This window comes from Bacillus sp. AFS015802, from assembly GCF_002561455.1.
In the GTDB taxonomy this organism is placed as follows: Bacteria; Bacillota; Bacilli; order Bacillales; family Bacillaceae_B; genus Rossellomorea.
Genome location: NZ_NTUP01000013.1, coordinates 248121 through 266720, shown reverse-complemented (window position 1 = coordinate 266720; position 18600 = coordinate 248121). Strand labels below are relative to the sequence as shown.

Genomic DNA, 18600 nt, shown 5'->3' with positions numbered 1-18600 from the left:
CATGGTGAGAAGAGAGAAAGGTTTAACGGGAAAACAAAAGGCGGCCATCCTCCTGATCTCTCTTGGTCCTGATGTATCGGCATCTGTGTATAAGCATTTGTCAGAAGAGGAAATCGAGAAATTGACATTAGAGATTTCCGGGGTGAAAAAGGTGGAAACGGAAGCGAAGGAAGATATTTTAGAAGAGTTCCACAATATCGCCATTGCCCAGGACTATATTTCCCAAGGGGGGATCGGCTACGCCAAAACCGTTTTGGAAAAGGCACTGGGATCAGAGCAAGCTTCAGCCATCATCAATCGACTGACCTCATCCTTACAGGTCAAACCTTTTGACTTTGCAAGGAGAGCGGATGCTGCTCAAATTCTCAACTTCATCCAGAATGAACATCCTCAAACAATCGCGCTTATTCTATCTTACTTGGAACCGCAGCAGGCAGGGCAGATCCTCTCAGAGCTTCCGCAGGAAGTTCAAGCAGATATCGCAAGGCGGATCGCGGTGATGGATGGTACCTCTCCGGAAGTGATCAGTGAAGTGGAAGCCATTTTAGAACGAAAACTTTCTGCTACGGTTACCCAGGATTACACACAAACCGGCGGAGTGGAAGCTGTAGTGGAAGTGTTAAATGGAGTGGATCGCTCTACTGAGAAAACGATTCTTGATGCCCTCGAAATTCAAGATCCGGAATTAGCCGAAGAAATCAAAAAGAGAATGTTTGTGTTTGAGGATATTGTCACACTTGACGGCCGTTCCATCCAACGCGTCATCCGTGATTGTGATAATGAAGATCTCTTACTGTCGCTTAAAGTGTCAAGCGATGAAGTGAAAGAAGTGGTATTCAGGAATATGTCCAACAGGATGGTTGAAACCCTCAAAGAAGAAATGGAATTCATGGGGCCGGTTCGATTACGGGATGTGGAAGAAGCTCAGTCACGGATTGTAGCCGTCATTAGAAGATTAGAGGATTCAGGTGAAATCATCATCGCCCGTGGTGGAGGAGACGATATTATTGTCTAGGATCATAAAGTCTACCTTGGCTCAAACCATTGAGGAGAACCAAAAGGTCATATCTCTTAAGAGAGTGAGCCAGATGGAAGAAGTACCCGCACAGGAAGAATTACTTTTAGGCCATGCGTCCTTTCGAAGAGATCAAATCATAGAACAGGCGACCAGTGAAGCGGAACGACTCATCCAGGAAGCACAAGCAATGATTCGTCAGGAAGAAGAACGATTGAATCATGAAAAAGAAAGTTGGATAACAGAACGTGAGAAGCTCATGCAGGAGGCTTATAATACCGGATACCTTCAGGGAGAAGAAGAAGGCAGGAATAAAGGCTACCGGGAATACCTGGACAAACTGCAGGAAGCAAATGAGATAACCGCGAGTAATAGGGAACAGTATGACGGTTATATTCAGAGGGCAGAGAAAGTCATTGTCGATCTGGGGATCGCATGTGCTGAGAAAATCTTGAATCGGAAGCTCGAGGAAGAACCGGAGCAATTCCTTTCCATCGTGGAACGGGGGTTGAAGGAAGTGAGAGATCTGCCGCACATCCAGATTCATGTTCACCCTTCCAGGCATAAGCTTCTCGCAGAAAATAAATCCGAACTCGAAGTGATGTTCCCGACAGATATTCAATGTTTCATTTACGCCAACGATGATCTAGAGCCTGAAGAGTGCTATATCGAAACGAATCAGGGGCGGGTCATTGTCAGCATCGACTCCCAATTAAGAGAATTAAAGTTGAAGCTGCACCACCTCCTGGAAGGTGAAGAGGAATGAAGGCTGTAGATCTTATCTCTCATATTCCACACATCCCTACTTTTAAGAAGTTCGGGAAAGTGAAGCGGGTTGTCGGGTTGATGATCGAGTCACAAGGCCCGGAAAGCTCTGTTGGTGAGGTATGTCATATTCATATTTTCTCCCGCGGCAAGCAAAAAGTGATACAAGCGGAAGTCGTCGGGTTTAATGATGATTTAGTCATCCTTATGCCATACACGAACATGCAGGATATTTCTCCGGGCAGTTTAGTGGAAGCGACTGCAAAGCCGTTGGAAATTAAAATAGGACCATCGTTGATCGGGAAAGTGATCGATTCCTTGGGGAACCCCCTTGATGGCAGTCAATTGCCGTCAGGATTAAGTACCGCCTACACGGAACAGGAGCCACCCAATCCATTATCAAGACCTCCAATCGATGAAAAAATGGAGGTTGGTGTAAAAGCCATCGACAGCATGTTGACGGTCGGTAAAGGACAGAGGGTAGGGATTTTTGCCGGGAGCGGCGTTGGGAAAAGTACATTGCTTGGTATGATCGCCAGGAATACAAAAGCGGACCTGAATGTCATCGCACTGGTCGGAGAGCGTGGCAGGGAAGTAAGGGAATTCATTGAAAGAGATTTAGGTGAAGAGGGGTTGAAACGAACGATTGTAGTGGCTGCCACATCTGACCAGCCCGCCCTTATGAGAATCAAAGGAGCCTTCACGGCCACCGCGATTGCGGAATATTTCCGTGATAAAGGGCTGAATGTCATGCTGATGATGGATTCAGCCACAAGGGTAGCCATGGCGCAGAGGGAAATCGGTTTAGCAGTCGGAGAACCACCTACGACCAAAGGATATACCCCATCTGTATTCGCCATATTACCGAAGTTACTGGAGAGGACAGGGACCAACCTGAATGGAAGCATTACAGCGTTTTATACCGTTCTTGTAGATGGTGATGATCTGAATGAGCCTATTTCAGACACAGTGAGGGGGATCCTTGACGGTCATATCGTGTTGGACCGCCAAATCTCTAATCGGGGCCAATACCCTGCCATCAATATCTTGAAAAGTGTCAGCCGCTTAATGAATCACCTGGCCTCAAAGGAACATTTACATGCGGCAACCAGAATAAGGGAGTTATTGAGTACGTATATGAACTCTGAAGACCTGATTCAGATTGGGGCCTACAAAAAGGGAACATCCCGTGAAGTCGATGAGGCCATTCAATATTATCCAGGTATCGTTTCCTTTTTGAAACAGGGTGTTTACGAAAAGGTCTCTCTTCCCGCAAGTGTTGATGAACTTATTGAGCTATCGGAAAAAGGTGGATGAATCGGATGAGTTATCAGTACAAATTTCAGCGAATACTGTCGTTAAAAGAAAAAGAAAAAGATGAAGTCCAAGAGATGTATAGAAGCTCTATCGAAAAGTTCGAAACAGTTGCCGAGAAGCTATATGAACTCTTGAAAAAGAAAGAAACCCTTGAACTCCATCAGGAAACTAAATTACAAGGGGGCTTATCCGTTCAGGATATTCGTCATCATCAACAGTTCATCACCAACCTTGAGAAGACCATTTCGTACTACCAGGACCTGGTGATACAAGCGCGCAATCGGATGAACTGGTACGAAGAAAAGCTTGTGGATATGAATGTTGAAGTGAAAAAGTACGAAAAAATGAAAGAAAGAGATTTCGGACGTTTCCTTCAAAATATCCAATTCAATGAAAATAAACAGTTAGACGAAGTGTCCGTCGTCCAATATATGAAACGGGGAGTAAGGTGATTTCATGGCAAAGGTAATCGAAGAGGAAAAGAAAGAGTCACACAATCGTTTCCAAAGATTTATTTTTATCATCGTCATTCCTCTCTTGTTTGCAATCACCTTCGCTTTGGTCATCATGACGTTTTCAGGGATCAATGTATTTGAGAAAGCACAATCATTAAGCTCTGATATTCCTTTTTTGGCCAAGGTCATTCCTTCAGATGATGCGGTGGACCGTAAACAATTACAAGAGAGAATCATTTCATTAAAAGCTTCAATGGAAGATCAAGAGGCTAAAATGGCCAGGCTTCAAAGTGAAATGGATGAAAAAGACACTGAAAATGAACAACTCCAGGCTACCATCCAGCAGCAGAAAGAGGAACTGGCTGAATTACGGCAAATAGGGGAAGAGAACAAACGCGCATTTAAAGAAGTAGTCAGTACATTTGAATCGATGTCAGCAAAGAGTGCCGCTCCGGTTCTTATGAATATGGAAGATGAAGAGGCGATGAAGATTCTATCAAATATCAAACCTGATACCCTGGCTGATATCTTGGAAAAAATGCCTCCAGAGGATGCGGCGAAGTATACTGGTCTTCTATCTGCAGGTGAATGATCGAATCTCTTCTATGAAAGGGAGGTGAAATAATGGAAATCGGAATCGGTACTCCACAGGCAAGCACTCTGACATCGATGAGTAAGGGAACGGCCCTGCACAAAAAAGGAATGGAAGGATTTTCTAGACAACTTCTGGGCTTTGTCTCCAATCAGGTTAGTGGGAAGGAAGAAATAAAAGAACAGGATGGTGCCCTCTCACTTCTCGCTAACCTCCAAGCCATTCTTGCGGCGGATGAGATGGAAGAGCTCGGCCTGTCCCAAGCGCAGATTGACGAATTATCCAAAGTGAAAGAACTTGATATTGAGCAAATCGCTGACGTGATCGGTGTGAATACAGGGGAAATCCAAACACTTTTCTCTGATATGAAGTCCGTCCTGTTAGGGACCTTGGCCTCTCCTGCTTCCAGTAAAGACGTTTATGATAACCTTCTTGGTGCACTGCAACTCCTGCAATCTGCCCTTACCCAGGATGTCAAAGGGTTAAAGTCTGTGATTGAGAACGCACTGCAAGGGATGAACACTCAGGGACGAATTGAGGATGCCCTGAAGCTCTCAAAGGTAATGGAATTATTCGCTCGTAACCGGGACATGCATGTTACGGATGCTTCGAAAGCTTCTGAGCTAAAAGAGATGGTGAAGAATATCCAAACAGGAATAGAAGGATCGGTATCGAAAATGGGTCAACCCCCCGGTGGGTGGTCCCGGGTTCTAAGAGAAGCCTATACACGTCGATTACCTGACGAAACCCTTGAAAAGAATCCTAAGGCGGATGCTTCCACCCTGGATAAGAAACATATTCTGTCAAATCAAGGAACCAATTTTCCTTTTGTACTGTCAAAGACCGATACTTTCTCAATGAGCCTGACATCGACCAGTCGCTCCGTTCAATACGAGCAGTTTGTTAAAGAATTCCAGAATATCTTGAGTAAATCGAATATGATGGTTCAACCTAACATGAGTAAATTATTGATTAAACTTTACCCGGAACAATTGGGATCATTGAGAATAGAGCTTCTGCAGCAAAATGGGGTCATGACAGCGAAGATCCTGGCTTCTACGGCAAGTGCCAAAGACATGTTGGATTCACATATTCAAGGGTTAAAGCATGCATTTTCGTCCCAAAACCTCCATGTTGAGAAGATAGAGATCTCACAGGCACTTGCGGATACAGAGCGACCGTTTAAGGGACAATCACAACAGCAGTCTTCACAGCAGCAAAAACAGCAACATTCCGACCAACCGGACTCGAACCAGGAAGAGGGAAATCAATCCTTTAAGGATTACCTCGTAAATACCGAAATATAGGTGATGATATGACGAAAATAGATCCGAGTTTACTTTATTCCACCGTTCAGGCTAAGCGTGAGGCATCGGGGGATATCTTAGGGAAAGATGATTTCCTCAAAATCCTGATGACACAATTGCAAAATCAAGACCCTTTAAATCCCATGCAGGACAAAGACTTTATCGCACAAATGGCTACGTTTTCTTCCTTGGAGCAAATGACCAATCTAACCAAGACTATGGAAAAGTTTGTAGATAATCAAAGTCAGTCACAGCTGATTTCTTATAATCAATTTGTAGGGAAGCAAGTGACCTGGCATAAAATCACTGAATCTGATTCGGATGCAGCACCTGAAATACAAGAAGGGCAAGGACTCGTTAAAGGTGTCCGTTTCAAAGGGGACTCCGTCGAATTCATCATGGAGGATGGGACGATCTTGAGCCCAGGGAATATATCTCAAGTGAATACAACCGGAAGCGGGGATTCTTCTCTCGTAAGTGCATCCATGTTGATTGGGAAGAAAGTAACCTGGAGTGGAGAAGAAGGAGAAGTGAGCGGGGTGGTCCAGTCCGTTTCTAAGAAAGATTCACAAATCTGGGTTCATACAGAAGATGGAGAGAAAGTTTCCAGTGATCGTTTAATGAAGATTGAATCTTAGGGAGTGGTTGTATGGAAAAGACATTCTTTCATCGTTCACCGCAACCTATTACGCCCAATTATCATACTAAGGCAGCAAAACCAACTACCCGTCCATCTACCTCATTTCAAGACCAATTGGACAAAGCGGTTCAGCACTTACAGGTCAGTAAACATGCAAGGACAAGAATGGAACAACGAGGAATCTCCATTCCTCCTGAAACCTGGGAGAAGATCGGGGAGAAAGTGAATGAAGCTAAAACAAAGGGTGTACAGGATTCTCTGGTGATACTGAAGGATGCCGCATTGATTGTAAGTGCGAAAAACCGAACGGTGATCACGGCAATGGACCGTGAAGAAGCCCAAACTCAAATTTTTACTAATATAAACGGAACCATATTGATCGATTCATAGGCCGGACCTGAAGAAGGAAGCCTAAACGCTGCGGAATGACAGAAGCAGCTCATACGAAAGGGGAAAAAATTCATGCTACGTTCAATGTATTCAGGTATAAGTGGAATGAAAAACTTTCAAACGAAATTGGATGTTATCGGTAATAATATCGCCAATGTGAATACGTACGGATACAAAAAAGGCCGTGTGACGTTCCAGGATCTCATGAACCAAACCGTTTCCGGTGCCAGCAGGGCAACTGCTGACCGTGGAGGACAAAATGCCAAACAAGTTGGGCTTGGATCCTCCCTATCATCCATTGATACTATCCAGACCCAGGGAAGCCTCCAGACTACTGGACGCTCATTGGATGTCGCCATTTCTGGAGATGGATACTTCGTTGTCAGACAAGGAAATAACGAAATGTTCACCCGTGCCGGGAATTTCTACCTGGATTCAAACGGAAATCTGGTGACAGGTCAGGGGAATCTTGTGCAGGGTTATCCAGTCGATGCAAGTGGTGTTGTCAATAAGAGCGGTACTGCTGATATCAAGATCGATACCAATACTACAATGGCTCCTCAAGCCACTAGTGTCGCTGCTTATAATGGTAACTTGAAGTCCAGTGCACCTAATAATACTCAAGTAGAATTAGAGACAAAAGTGAAAGATTCGTTGGGGCAGGACATTAGTTTGAAAATCTTGATGGAGAAGACAGGTTTAAATCAATGGAATGCTACTGTATCCAGTTTGACTCCGGGAGTAACCGTCAACGAGAATACAACAATCACTTTTGACAACGCCGGGAAAGTGCAATCACCGGCTTCAGGCTATGTGCCTTTTCCAATCACATTAAATAATTCAACAGGGGCAAACCCGAGTCAAACGATAGATTTGGACTTTTCTAAAATCACTCAGTTTGACAGCTCCTCCTCCGCGAATGTCGATACGGTTGATGGAAACTCAGAAGGATATCTGGAAAGCTTCAATATCGGTTCTTCCGGTGAGGTGAACGGAGTATTTTCGAATGGAGAAGTACGAGTATTGAGTCAGTTGGCGCTTGCCACATTTTCCAATCCAGGCGGTTTGACGAAAGCCGGAAATAATCTGTTTCAGGCTTCCAATAACTCAGGTCTTCCAAATCAGGGGGTTGCCGGAGAGGGAAGGGGATCACTCCAGTCAGGTTCACTTGAAATGTCCAACGTAGATCTATCCGAAGAATTCACAGAGATGATCACAGCTCAGCGTGGATTCCAGGCAAATACACGTATCATCACAACGTCTGATGAAATCCTGCAAGAGCTTGTAAACTTGAAACGTTAATTCCTAAAAAAGGGAGGAAGGGACTGACAAAGCTGTCAAACGGTTATGTCAGTCCCGAATACCAATGATTGCATTGACCAGATTGAATGGTAAATCATTTACGTTAAATGCCCTATACATAGAAACAGTTGAAGCGTTTCCCGATACTACCATTCTATTAACAAATGGTAGAAGGTATGTTGTGAAAGAAGCGGTGCACGAGGTCAACGCCCTATCACTTTCCTTCTTTCAAAAAGTAAACCTGCTTAATCTGGCCCAGGAGGGAGGGAGTACAAGTTGAAGAGTAAAGCCATAACCATCATGATGATTTCATTGGTGACCATTACCCTTGTCGGTGTCATAGCCCTGGTCGTTGTACTGAAATTTTCCGGGGAGGAAAAAGCAAAAGATCCTACCATCGAAGAAGTGATAGAAAACTCGGTGGACATACCTGAAACGACAACGAATTTAATGAGCAATGACTTTATCCGGATTTCATTTAAAATCCAAACGGATAGTAAAAAAGCGAAGGAAGAATTAGAAAAGAGAGATTTTCAAGTGAATAATATCATCATAGAAGAGCTTTCAGAATTGAAAGCAGAACAACTGCAAGGGAAAAAAGGAAAAGAATTGGTCGAGACTAAGGTTAAAGACAAAGTGAACTCCCTTATGCAGGAAGGCGCGGTAGAAAAAGTGTATATCACCTCTATGATGATTCAATAAGGCAGCCCATAACGGAAGGTTTGGAGGTGAAGGGATGGCAAGCGAAATTCTGTCTCAAAGTGAAATAGATGCTCTATTATCTGCCCTCAATACTGGGGAGATGAGCGCGGATGATTTCAAAAAAGAAGAAGAAGAAAAAAAAGTCAAAGTATATGATTTCAAGAGGGCGTTACGGTTTTCAAAAGATCAGATCAGGAGTTTAACAAGGATACATGAGAACTTCGCAAGGATTTTAACCACGTATTTCTCTGCTCAGTTAAGGACATATGTTCAAATTAACGTAGCTTCTGCTGATCAAATCCCATATGAGGAATTCATACGTTCCGTTCCGAAAATGACGATTTTGAATGTCTATGAACTGCCTCCGTTGGATGGAAGGATCCTGATGGAAATCAACCCGAATATTGCGTATTCCATGATGGATCGCGTCATGGGTGGTAGAGGGGTCAGTGTCAATAAAGTCGAGAGTTTGACAGAAATCGAGACGAGGATCATGAGTCAATTATTTGAAAAGGCGTTTGAGAATCTAAGGGAGGCCTGGAGCACAGTGGTGGACGTTGATCCACTTTTTGCTGAATTTGAAGTGAACCCTCAGTTTCTGCAAATGGTCTCTCCAAATGAGACAGTCGTGGTGATTTCATTGAATACAACGATCGGTGAAACGAGTGGAATGATCAATATTTGCATTCCTCACGTGGTATTGGAACCCATTCTTCCGAAATTATCAGGCAGTTATTGGATGGAATCAAAACGGAAAGAAAGCAACCCGGAAGAAACTGCTCTTCTGGAAAGAAGAATCAAACAAGCACAAGTTCCGATCGTGGCTGAATTAGGACAATCGGATATCACCATTGAGGAATTCCTTATGTTAGGGATAGGTGATGTAATCGAAATGAATTCCCGAATCGATGACCCTTTAATTATTAAAGTGGGTGAGATTCCTAAATTTACCGCTCAGCCGGGTAAATCAAATAAAAAAATGGCAGTACAAATTTTAGATTCGTTGAAGGGGGGAGACGACGATGATGAGTGATGACATGTTATCTCAAGATGAAATAGATGCGTTGCTTCGCGGTTCTGCAGAGCCTGAAGAGGAAATAGAAGGCCGTAAAGAGATAAATATGAGTGATTACATCAGCTCCATGGAAGAAGATGCTTTAGGGGAAATTGGGAACATTTCTTTTGGAAGTTCTGCAACTGCACTATCCACTTTACTGAACCAGAAGGTAGAAATAACGACCCCTAAAGTAACCATAATTAACAAGAACTATTTAGAAGAGGAATTTCCTCATCCCTATGTAGCCATACAGGTTCAATATACCGAAGGGTTCTCGGGGGTGAATTTGCTGGTGATCAAACAATCGGATGCGTCGATCATTGCTGATTTGATGCTCGGTGGTGATGGCAGAAATCCATCTGGTGAACTGGGTGAGATTCAGCTCAGTGCTGTACAAGAGGCCATGAATCAGATGATGGGATCCGCCGCTACATCCATGTCGACTGTATTCAGCAAGAAAGTCGATATATCACCGCCAACCATTGATCTCATGTATATCCCACAAGGTGAAGGAGAAGAGAATCTTCCGGATCAAGACCTGCTGGTAAAGGTATCGTTTTCATTGAAAATTGGGGATCTTATCGATTCTAATATTATGCAGCTCCTACCGCTCTCCTTTGCTAGAAGTCTTGTAGATGAATTAATGAATGGAAGTGCCACGGAGGAAGTGGCGGCAACGTCCGCTCCGGGTATGGAGGCACCAAAAGCTGATCCTGAACCGGAATATGGTGTGGAAACGACGACCAACTCTCAGCCATCACAGCCTCAGCATCTGGGAGGACACGGGGGATTCTCTGAACCTGTAAATGTACAGCCTGCCTCCTTCTCTAGCTTTGAGCCTGCCACTCTTGGTCAACAAGAGACCAAAAATTTAAATATGCTGTTGGATATTCCGCTTCAAGTGACAGTGGAACTTGGAAGAACAAATCGATCTGTCAGAGACATCCTGGAATTATCATCAGGCTCGATCATCGAGCTTGATAAGTTAGCGGGAGAGCCGGTGGACATCCTTGTGAACAGCCAGTTGATGGCTAAAGGTGAAGTCGTAGTCATCGACGAGAACTTTGGTGTCAGGATCACAGATATCGTAAGTCAAAGTGATCGCATAAAAAAACTAAAATAAGAAGTATTTCTAATTAGATGATGGAGGATGAGGGTAATGGCGAATAAAATTTTAATCGTAGATGATGCAGCCTTTATGAGAATGATGATTAAGGATATCCTGACGAAAAATGGGTTTGATGTAGTCGGGGAAGCAGCGGATGGAAGTCAGGCTGTGGATAAATACAAGGAGTTAAAACCGGACCTTGTCACCATGGATATTACGATGCCTGAAAAAGATGGAATAGCAGCCTTGAAGGAAATCAAGGCGATCGATGCCGGTGCGAAAATTATCATGTGTTCAGCCATGGGACAACAAGCCATGGTCATCGATGCCATTCAAGCCGGGGCGAAGGACTTTATCGTGAAACCATTCCAGGCAGATCGTGTCATTGAAGCAATCCAGAAAGCATTAAGCTAACAGATCAATAAGAAGGTGCATGTGATTGAAAAAGTTTCAAATTCTATTAGGTATGATGCTATTCATCATCACGGCAGCGGCCGGGGATCTGACAGCATTTGCTGAAGTGAATAATGTGAAAGACTGCATTGAGCATCCAGATAAGTGCGAGGGGCAGCAAACGAATGAAGTGGAAGGTTCTGAATCAGGACTTGCCACTTCCGTCACGTTTGTCGATTACCTAAAGATGATCGTCGCTCTTGTCTTTGTAGTAGCACTCATATATTTTCTATTAAAGTTTATTAATCAAAAAGGAAGATCCTTCCAACAAACAAAATTAATCAATCATTTAGGCGGAGCCCCCCTTGGTGGGAACCGTTCCGTGCAGATAGTGAAGGTAGGCAAACAGGTGCTCGTATTAGGTGTGGGTGAAGATATTCAGCTTTTGAAAGAGGTAAGGGATGAAAGTGAAAAAGAAGAGATTCTTTCCTATTATGAGGAATCCCAATACCCCGATGCTAAATCTGCGGTATCAAGCTTGTTGACCAGGGTCAAAGGCTCTTCTCCCGAAAAGGCTCCGAGCTCGTTTCAAGCGCAATTCAAATCCCAGCTCGAGGAAATGAACAAGGGAAGAAAAAAGATGCTCGAGGAGTTAAAAAATAAGGGGAATCATTCAGATGAATGAATTCATGGAGTTTTTTAATAGCAGTTCTGCTGATAATGTGTCGACAAGTGTTAAGCTGCTATTATTATTTACTGTCTTATCACTGGCACCGAGTATTCTGATCTTAATGACATCCTTCACCCGGATCATGATCGTCCTGTCTTTTGTCCGCACGTCCCTTGCCACTCAGCAAATGCCTCCGAATCAGGTATTGATCGGACTTTCTTTATTTCTGACATTCTTTATCATGGCTCCTACTTTTCAAGAGGTGAATGATGAAGCATTGACACCTCTATTTAACGAAGAGATCAATCTGGAAGAAGCATACACGAAAGCTTCGATTCCCTTTAAAGAATTTATGAGTAAGCAGACGAGACAGAAGGATCTGGAATTGTTTCTGGAATATTCAGGGGCAGAGCGTCCCGCATCAGTGAAAGATATTCCTCTAACATCCTTAGTGCCGGCTTTCGCATTGAGTGAGATCAAGACGGCTTTTCAGATAGGATTTATGATTTTTATCCCATTTTTGGTCATCGATATGGTCGTAGCGAGTGTCTTGATGTCCATGGGTATGATGATGCTGCCCCCTGTCATGATATCCCTGCCGTTCAAGATTTTATTGTTTGTGTTAGTGGATGGCTGGTATTTAGTAATAAAATCTCTTTTACAAAGCTTTTAAGTAGGTGAGTTTCAATGAATGCTGAATCCGTAATTGCTATAGCAGAGAGGGGAATCTACGTTACCCTCATCGTATCGGGCCCGCTGCTGCTGTTGGCCCTTGTCGTCGGGTTGATCGTCAGTATTTTCCAGGCGACGACACAAATACAAGAACAGACCCTTGCGTTCATTCCGAAAATTGTTGCCGTGATGATCGGCATCGTCTTCTTTGGGCCATGGATGTTAACAAAGCTTGTGACGTATACATCACAGATTTTTTCAGATTTAACAAGGTTCGTAGGCTAAGAGGATGGAAGAACTGGTTCCTATTCTATCGGTTTATCTCCTTGTATTTGTAAGGGTTTCGGCTTTTTTTGTCACGATGCCCTTATTTTCATACCGGAATATACCTGCACAGCATCGAATTGCATTTTCAGTGGTTCTCTCCTGGGTGATGTATTATACGATTGACTCAAAGGCATTTGACATCAACGGACAATACTTTCTATTAATCATGAAGGAAGCCATGGTCGGTCTGTTGATCGGTTTTGTTGCCTACATGATCGTGACGGCCATTCAGATAGCGGGGGGATTCATCGACTTTCAAATGGGTTTTGCCATTGCCAACGTGATCGATCCACAAACGGGGGCCCAGAGTCCATTGACGGGACAATATTTGTATACTTTCGCCCTGCTGTTATTGCTCGCCATAAATGGGCATCATTTACTGCTCGATGGCATTTTTTACAGTTATCAATTGATTCCCATCGATCGTCCATGGATTCCATTTGGAAATGAGAACCTGGCCGATTATGTCATCACGGCTTTTAATTCCATGTTCATCATCGCTTTTCAGATGTCCATTCCCGTAGTAGCTACATTATTCCTGGTAGACGTGGCTCTTGGGATCGTGGCCCGGACCGTCCCCCAGCTGAATGTCTTTGTCGTGGGGTTTCCCATTAAGATTGCCGTGGCATTTATCGTATTATTCATTGTCATGGGGGTTACGTTTGCTGTCATGCAGCAGTTGTTTGAAATGATGTTTGTAACCATGAGAGATTTAATGAAAATTATTGGAGGCACATAAATTGCAGTGGCTATCATTAGACCTACAGTATTTCAGCGGGGAGAAGACAGAAAAAGCAACCCCGAAAAAACGGGAAGACGCCAGGAAAAAAGGCCAAACAGCGAAAAGCCAGGACGTCAATACGGCCATTATTCTTCTAGCTGTATTTTTATTTATGACCTTCAGTGCTTCCTATATAGGGGATATCGTGTTTAATTTGTTTCATCAAACGTTTCAGGAATACATGCTCATGGATCTCACTGAAAATACCGTTCAAGTGATCACGATGGACCTGATGAAGGAGATTGCCTTGCTTCTTGGTCCCATCATGCTCGTTGCACTCCTTGCCGGCTTATTCTCAAACTACATACAAGTGGGTGTGATGTTCACGACAGAGCCTTTACAGCCTAAACTGGAGAAAATAGATCCCATCAAAGGATTCAAAAGGATTTTTTCATTACGGGCAATCGTTGAATTATTAAAATCAATACTGAAAATTTCCTTTGTAGGGGCCATTACGTTTGTCATCCTCTGGATGAACATCGACCGGGTGTTAAGCTTGTCCTTTAAATCGGTGGGAGATTCGTTAACCACGATGGCAAGCCTGACGGTCCAAATGGGGATTGCAGCCTCCCTGGCTTTATTATTTTTATCTCTTTTCGATTTTCTTTATCAGAAATATGATTTCGAAAAGAATATCCGGATGTCAAAACAGGATCTGAAGGATGAACACAAAAATATTGAAGGGGACCCCCTCATCAAATCCAAAATTAAGCAAAGGCAGCGGGAGATGGCCATGAGGCGGATGATGCAGGAAGTCCCGGAGGCAGACGTGGTGATCACCAATCCCACTCACTTTGCCATTGCGCTTAAATATGATGAGGATAAAATGGATGCCCCATTTGTCGTAGCGAAGGGTGTCGATTACATGGCGCAAAAAATAAAATACATTGCAGGAGAAAATGATATCGTCATGGTGGAGAACAGGCCGCTTGCCCGTTCACTTTATGACTCGGCAGAAATCGGAGATGCCGTTCCGGAAGAGTTTTTCAAGGCCGTAGCAGAAATTTTAGCTTATGTTTACCGTATAAAAAACAAGATGTAAGCAGTTAGGAGAGAAATAATGTCAGCAAGAGATTTATCCGTACTAGCCAGTGTCATATTAATCGTTGCCATGCTTATCATTCCATTCCCATCCTGGTTATTGAGCTTATTGATCATTATTAATATTTCACTCGCATTACTTGTGCTCCTAATTTCCATGAATATGAATGAACCTTTGCAATTTTCTATTTTTCCTTCCCTATTGTTGTTATTGACGCTTTTTAGATTGGGTCTAAATGTTTCCACAACGAGATCGATCCTTAGTAAGGGTGAAGCGGGGGACGTTGTGGAAACCTTTGGAACATTCGTTGTAGGTGGAAATATACTCGTCGGACTTGTGGTATTCATCATATTGATCGTCATTCAATTCATCGTCATCACGAAAGGATCCGAACGTGTATCTGAGGTTGCGGCACGCTTTACCCTGGATGCCATGCCGGGAAAACAAATGAGTATAGATGCCGATTTGAATGCAGGAATGATCTCTGAACACGATGCCAGGAATCGACGGGAAAAAGTGGGAAAAGAAGCCGATTTCTATGGCGCGATGGACGGTGCGTCCAAGTTTGTAAAAGGTGACGCGATCGCCGGGATCGTCATCGTCATGATCAACTTAATATTCGGAATCATCATCGGCATGACCCAGCAGGGACTTCCTATCGCAGAGGCTGCAACCCGTTACTCACTTCTGACAGTCGGGGACGGAATCGTCAGTCAAATCCCGGCGCTGTTAATCTCCACGGCTACGGGTATCGTTGTAACAAGGGCAGCATCTGAAGGGAATCTCGGACAGGATATCATGAATCAACTCCTTGCCTATCCTGTCATGCTCTACGTATCCGCGTTTACCATTTTCATGTTGGGGGTAGCGACACCAATCAATGACATATTAACGATCCCGGTAGCAGCCCTTTTAGGGGTCGGTGGTTATATGCTTTCCAGGTCGCCTAAAGAAAATGAAACAGACTTGATGGAAATGGAAGAAGAGGTGGAGCAGGACGAAATGAAAAGTCCTGAAAGCGTCGTGAACCTTCTGAATGTCGACCCGATTGAATTTGAATTTGGATACGGATTGATTCCACTGGCAGATACGAACCAGGGGGGAGATCTTCTTGACAGGATCGTGATGATCAGACGTCAATTGGCCATCGAACTTGGCCTTGTCATTCCGGTCGTAAGGATCCGGGATAATATTCAGCTTCAGCCGAACGAATATCGCTTGAAGATCAAAGGAAATGAAATGGCCCGGGGTGAGCTCCTCTTAGATCATTATCTGGCGATGAGTCCAGGGGTGGAGGATGATTCCATAGAAGGGATCGATACGATTGAGCCATCATTCGGCCTTCCTGCTAAATGGATTTCAGAAGATATGAAGGAGCAGGCAGAGATTTTCGGATATACTGTAGTCGATCCCCCATCAGTGGTATCAACCCACATCACGGAGATGATTAAGAACAATGCTCACGAACTCCTTGGCAGACAAGAAACGAAGCAGCTCATTGATCATCTGCAGGAATCTTACCCGATCCTGGTGGAGGAAGTGACACCCAATCCGTTAACCGTGGGAGAAGTACAAAAGGTACTCTCCAAGTTATTGAAAGAGAATGTATCGATCCGAAATTTGCCTATTATTTTTGAAACACTTGCCGACTATGGAAAGATGAGTTCGGATACCGACCTTTTGGCAGAATATGTCCGGCAGGCACTCGCAAGACAGATTACCAATCAATATGTCCAAGGAGACGATTCGTTAAAGGTGGTCACCATGAGTGGAAAGGTAGAGAAAATGATTGCGGATGCCATTCAACAGACGGAGCACGGCAATTATTTATCCATGGATCCCAATGATTCTCAAGGCATATTGGAAGCTGTCGCTTCTCAAGTGGAACAGCTGTCCCTTATGGAGGAATCCCCCGTGATTTTATGTTCACCTGCAGTAAGGATGTACGTAAGGCAGTTGACTGAAAGATATTTTCCGCAGGTACCCATCATTTCGTATAACGAATTAGAGGCAAATGTAGAAGTACAAAGTTTAGGGGTGGTGAATGTAGGATGAAAGTAAAGAAATATGCGGCTCCATCCATGAATGAAGCAATGAAGAGGGTAAGGGCTGAACTCGGTGAAGATGCCGTCATTCTAAATTCCAAAGTCACATACTCAGGCGGCTTTATGGGATTGTTTAAGAAGAAGATGATTGAAGTGATCGCAGCCATCGACCCTGAGGTTGAAAACGAAAAGCTGGAAATCAGCAGATTGAAAACAAAAGCTGCTTCACAACCGCTCAAAAGATCTGCCAATGAAAAGAAGATGGGGCAAGAATCTACCAGATCGGTAGAAGCGGAATTAAAGGAATTAAAACAAATGATATTCACCATGAAATCAAAAAGCCAATTTGAAAAATTCCCTGAAGATGTTCAAGAAATCCTGTATTACCTTAAGGAACATGGCGTAAATGATTCCACTCTGTTTCAACTCGGGGGGGAGTTGGAAAAGAAAATCGAACCAGGATCCCTTTCAGCTGAAGGAAGGGATGAATGGGCCAACAATGAAGTTAAACGCTTCCTCCGCGACCACTTAAAAGGGATTGAACTCGGCGGTGTGAGTTATAAAAGGAAATATATCAATGTCATCGGTCCAACAGGTGTGGGAAAAACCACGACGCTTGCCAAAATGGCTGCTGAAGCAGTGATAGAGAAAAGGATGAAAATCGCCTTCATCACAACCGATACCTACCGGATCGCAGCGATCGAACAATTGAAGACCTATGCGGGTCTGTTGAATGTCCCCGTTGAAGTCGTCTATAAGATGGAAGATTTTAAAAAGGCACTCGAAAAGTTCAGTGACTACGATCATGTGTTCATTGATACAGCAGGTCGTAACTTCAGGGAAAAGAAATACGTAGAGGATTTGAAAGAGATCATTGATTTTACCCATCAAATGGAAACCTACCTGGTTCTATCATTGACGAGCAAAGAGCAGGATATGAAGGAAATTATTTCACAGTTTTCTTCTATTGATATTGACCGTTTTATTTTCACGAAATTGGATGAGACCGTGAGCTACGGTTCCATGATTAATGTCATGTCAGAAATGAAAATCGGAGCAGCCTATGTGACGAATGGACAGGATGTTCCCGAAGACATAACGGAGATGGATGTGGATGAAATCGTCCGATTGCTAATGAAAGGATACAGCCATGAAAGATCAAGCATATAACCTGAGGAGAAAGATGCTCCTGGCTGATTCCGAACCTGCCAAGACCATTGCGATTGTCAGTGGAAAGGGAGGGGTTGGGAAATCGAATATATCGACAAACCTTTCCATTCTGCTTGGGAAAGAAAATAAGAAGGTACTTTTATTCGATCTTGATATAGGAATGGGAAATATTCATATTTTACTGGGAAGTCATCATTCCTACTCCATCATGGACTATATTGAGGAAAAAGAACTAGAAATCGAAACGATTATATGTGAAAATATTCATGGTATTTCCTACATAAGTGGGGGTAATGGCCTAAAAAATATCGTTGAATGGAAAGAAAAGCATATTGAACGCTTTTTTGAAGTGATGGAATATGCCATCCATAAGTTTGATTACATTCTATTTGATATGGGCGCTGGCGCTACAAAGGAAACATTGGAATTTCTGCTCGCGATGGATGAAATCATAGTCGTTACAACTCCCGAGCCGACATCCATTACGGATGCTTATTCCATGATGAAATACATTTACCTCAGGGATGGGGATAAACCGTTCTATCTTTTATGTAATCGGGCGGAATACCAGAATGAAGGTCTTGATACCATCACTAGATTACAAGAAACGATGAGAAAATTCCTTCATAAGGAAATCGAATCTTTAGGGGTACTGCCTGAGGATTCAACTGTCAGGAAGGCAGTCATTCATCAAACGCCCATAGTCGTCGGTTATCCTGCATCAGCCATGGCTTTGAGCCTTCGGACGATGGTTCATCACCTGATGGGTACTGACGAGTACCCAAACAGTAAAAGCACAGGGTTTGTAAAGAGTATTCGAAAATTATTTTTTGGGAGGTAAAAGTCCTGA

General features: G+C 43.5%; 22 protein-coding genes. All 22 read left to right on the top strand.

Annotated elements, in window-relative coordinates; genetic code table 11:
* The first annotated feature begins 1 nt into the window (after position 1).
* The 22 genes from fliG to CN378_RS10130 all read left to right on the top strand — a co-directional run bounded on the left by fliG (position 2) and on the right by CN378_RS10130 (position 18591).
* A complete protein-coding gene (fliG, locus tag CN378_RS10235) occupies positions 2 to 1015 on the top strand; it encodes a flagellar motor switch protein FliG (protein ID WP_098351782.1) in 1014 nt (337 codons plus the stop codon).
* Positions 1008 to 1781 carry a flagellar assembly protein FliH gene (gene fliH / locus CN378_RS10230; RefSeq protein WP_179884865.1) on the top strand — a complete coding sequence of 258 codons (774 nt, stop codon included), beginning with the start codon at positions 1008 to 1010 and terminating at the stop codon, positions 1779 to 1781. Before fliG ends, fliH begins: the two co-directional genes overlap by 8 nt.
* Entirely contained in the window at positions 1778 to 3097 is a 1320-nt protein-coding gene (gene fliI / locus CN378_RS10225; RefSeq protein ID WP_098351780.1) for a flagellar protein export ATPase FliI, read from the top strand. Before fliH ends, fliI begins: the two co-directional genes overlap by 4 nt.
* Positions 3098 to 3102: 5 nt before the next feature.
* Positions 3103 to 3549: a flagellar export protein FliJ gene (gene fliJ, locus CN378_RS10220; protein ID WP_098351779.1), complete on the top strand. Its 447-nt coding sequence runs from the start codon at positions 3103 to 3105 to the stop codon at positions 3547 to 3549.
* 4 nt (positions 3550 to 3553) lie between these two features.
* On the top strand, positions 3554 to 4144 hold the full coding sequence (locus CN378_RS10215) for a MotE family protein (protein WP_098351778.1): 591 nt from the start codon (positions 3554 to 3556) through the stop codon (positions 4142 to 4144).
* Positions 4145 to 4176: 32 nt separating this feature from the next.
* Positions 4177 to 5451: a flagellar hook-length control protein FliK gene (locus tag CN378_RS10210; protein WP_098351777.1), complete on the top strand. Its 1275-nt coding sequence runs from the start codon at positions 4177 to 4179 to the stop codon at positions 5449 to 5451.
* Positions 5452 to 5459: 8 nt separating this feature from the next.
* Positions 5460 to 6089 (top strand): flagellar hook assembly protein FlgD, encoded by a 630-nt coding sequence (flgD, locus tag CN378_RS10205; RefSeq protein ID WP_098351776.1) that lies wholly within the window; start codon positions 5460 to 5462, stop codon positions 6087 to 6089.
* Positions 6090 to 6100: 11 nt separating this feature from the next.
* Positions 6101 to 6481, top strand: coding sequence for a TIGR02530 family flagellar biosynthesis protein (locus CN378_RS10200; protein WP_098351775.1), 381 nt, complete (start codon positions 6101 to 6103; stop codon positions 6479 to 6481).
* A 72-nt stretch (positions 6482 to 6553) separates the two neighbouring features.
* Entirely contained in the window at positions 6554 to 7783 is a 1230-nt protein-coding gene (gene flgF / locus CN378_RS10195; RefSeq protein ID WP_098351774.1) for a flagellar basal-body rod protein FlgF, read from the top strand.
* A gap of 64 nt (positions 7784 to 7847) precedes the next feature.
* Positions 7848 to 8063 (top strand): flagellar FlbD family protein, encoded by a 216-nt coding sequence (locus CN378_RS10190; protein ID WP_098351773.1) that lies wholly within the window; start codon positions 7848 to 7850, stop codon positions 8061 to 8063.
* On the top strand, positions 8060 to 8485 hold the full coding sequence (fliL, locus tag CN378_RS10185) for a flagellar basal body-associated protein FliL (RefSeq protein WP_098351772.1): 426 nt from the start codon (positions 8060 to 8062) through the stop codon (positions 8483 to 8485). The genes CN378_RS10190 and fliL overlap by 4 nt, the downstream gene beginning before the upstream one ends.
* A 34-nt stretch (positions 8486 to 8519) precedes the next feature.
* Entirely contained in the window at positions 8520 to 9518 is a 999-nt protein-coding gene (fliM, locus tag CN378_RS10180; protein ID WP_098351771.1) for a flagellar motor switch protein FliM, read from the top strand.
* Positions 9508 to 10665, top strand: coding sequence for a flagellar motor switch phosphatase FliY (gene fliY / locus CN378_RS10175; protein WP_098351770.1), 1158 nt, complete (start codon positions 9508 to 9510; stop codon positions 10663 to 10665). The genes fliM and fliY overlap by 11 nt, the downstream gene beginning before the upstream one ends.
* A 36-nt stretch (positions 10666 to 10701) precedes the next feature.
* Positions 10702 to 11064 carry a response regulator gene (locus CN378_RS10170; RefSeq protein ID WP_098351769.1) on the top strand — a complete coding sequence of 121 codons (363 nt, stop codon included), beginning with the start codon at positions 10702 to 10704 and terminating at the stop codon, positions 11062 to 11064.
* A gap of 25 nt (positions 11065 to 11089) precedes the next feature.
* Positions 11090 to 11728 (top strand): flagellar biosynthetic protein FliO, encoded by a 639-nt coding sequence (locus tag CN378_RS10165; RefSeq protein ID WP_098351768.1) that lies wholly within the window; start codon positions 11090 to 11092, stop codon positions 11726 to 11728.
* Positions 11721 to 12386, top strand: coding sequence for a flagellar type III secretion system pore protein FliP (gene fliP / locus CN378_RS10160; RefSeq protein WP_098351767.1), 666 nt, complete (start codon positions 11721 to 11723; stop codon positions 12384 to 12386). The genes CN378_RS10165 and fliP overlap by 8 nt, the downstream gene beginning before the upstream one ends.
* A gap of 14 nt (positions 12387 to 12400) precedes the next feature.
* On the top strand, positions 12401 to 12670 hold the full coding sequence (fliQ, locus tag CN378_RS10155) for a flagellar biosynthesis protein FliQ (RefSeq protein ID WP_098351766.1): 270 nt from the start codon (positions 12401 to 12403) through the stop codon (positions 12668 to 12670).
* Positions 12671 to 12674: 4 nt separating this feature from the next.
* The gene (gene fliR, locus CN378_RS10150; RefSeq protein WP_098351765.1) at positions 12675 to 13451 is read left to right on the top strand and encodes a flagellar biosynthetic protein FliR; all 777 of its coding nucleotides are present in this window, start codon (positions 12675 to 12677) and stop codon (positions 13449 to 13451) included.
* 1 nt (position 13452) lies between these two features.
* A complete protein-coding gene (flhB, locus tag CN378_RS10145; protein ID WP_098351764.1) occupies positions 13453 to 14535 on the top strand; it encodes a flagellar biosynthesis protein FlhB in 1083 nt (360 codons plus the stop codon).
* 18 nt (positions 14536 to 14553) lie between these two features.
* Entirely contained in the window at positions 14554 to 16590 is a 2037-nt protein-coding gene (flhA, locus tag CN378_RS10140) for a flagellar biosynthesis protein FlhA (RefSeq protein ID WP_098351763.1), read from the top strand.
* Positions 16587 to 17750 carry a flagellar biosynthesis GTPase FlhF gene (gene flhF, locus CN378_RS10135; protein WP_098351762.1) on the top strand — a complete coding sequence of 388 codons (1164 nt, stop codon included), beginning with the start codon at positions 16587 to 16589 and terminating at the stop codon, positions 17748 to 17750. Before flhA ends, flhF begins: the two co-directional genes overlap by 4 nt.
* A complete protein-coding gene (locus CN378_RS10130; RefSeq protein ID WP_098351761.1) occupies positions 17731 to 18591 on the top strand; it encodes a MinD/ParA family protein in 861 nt (286 codons plus the stop codon). Before flhF ends, CN378_RS10130 begins: the two co-directional genes overlap by 20 nt.
* Positions 18592 to 18600 lie beyond the last annotated feature (9 nt).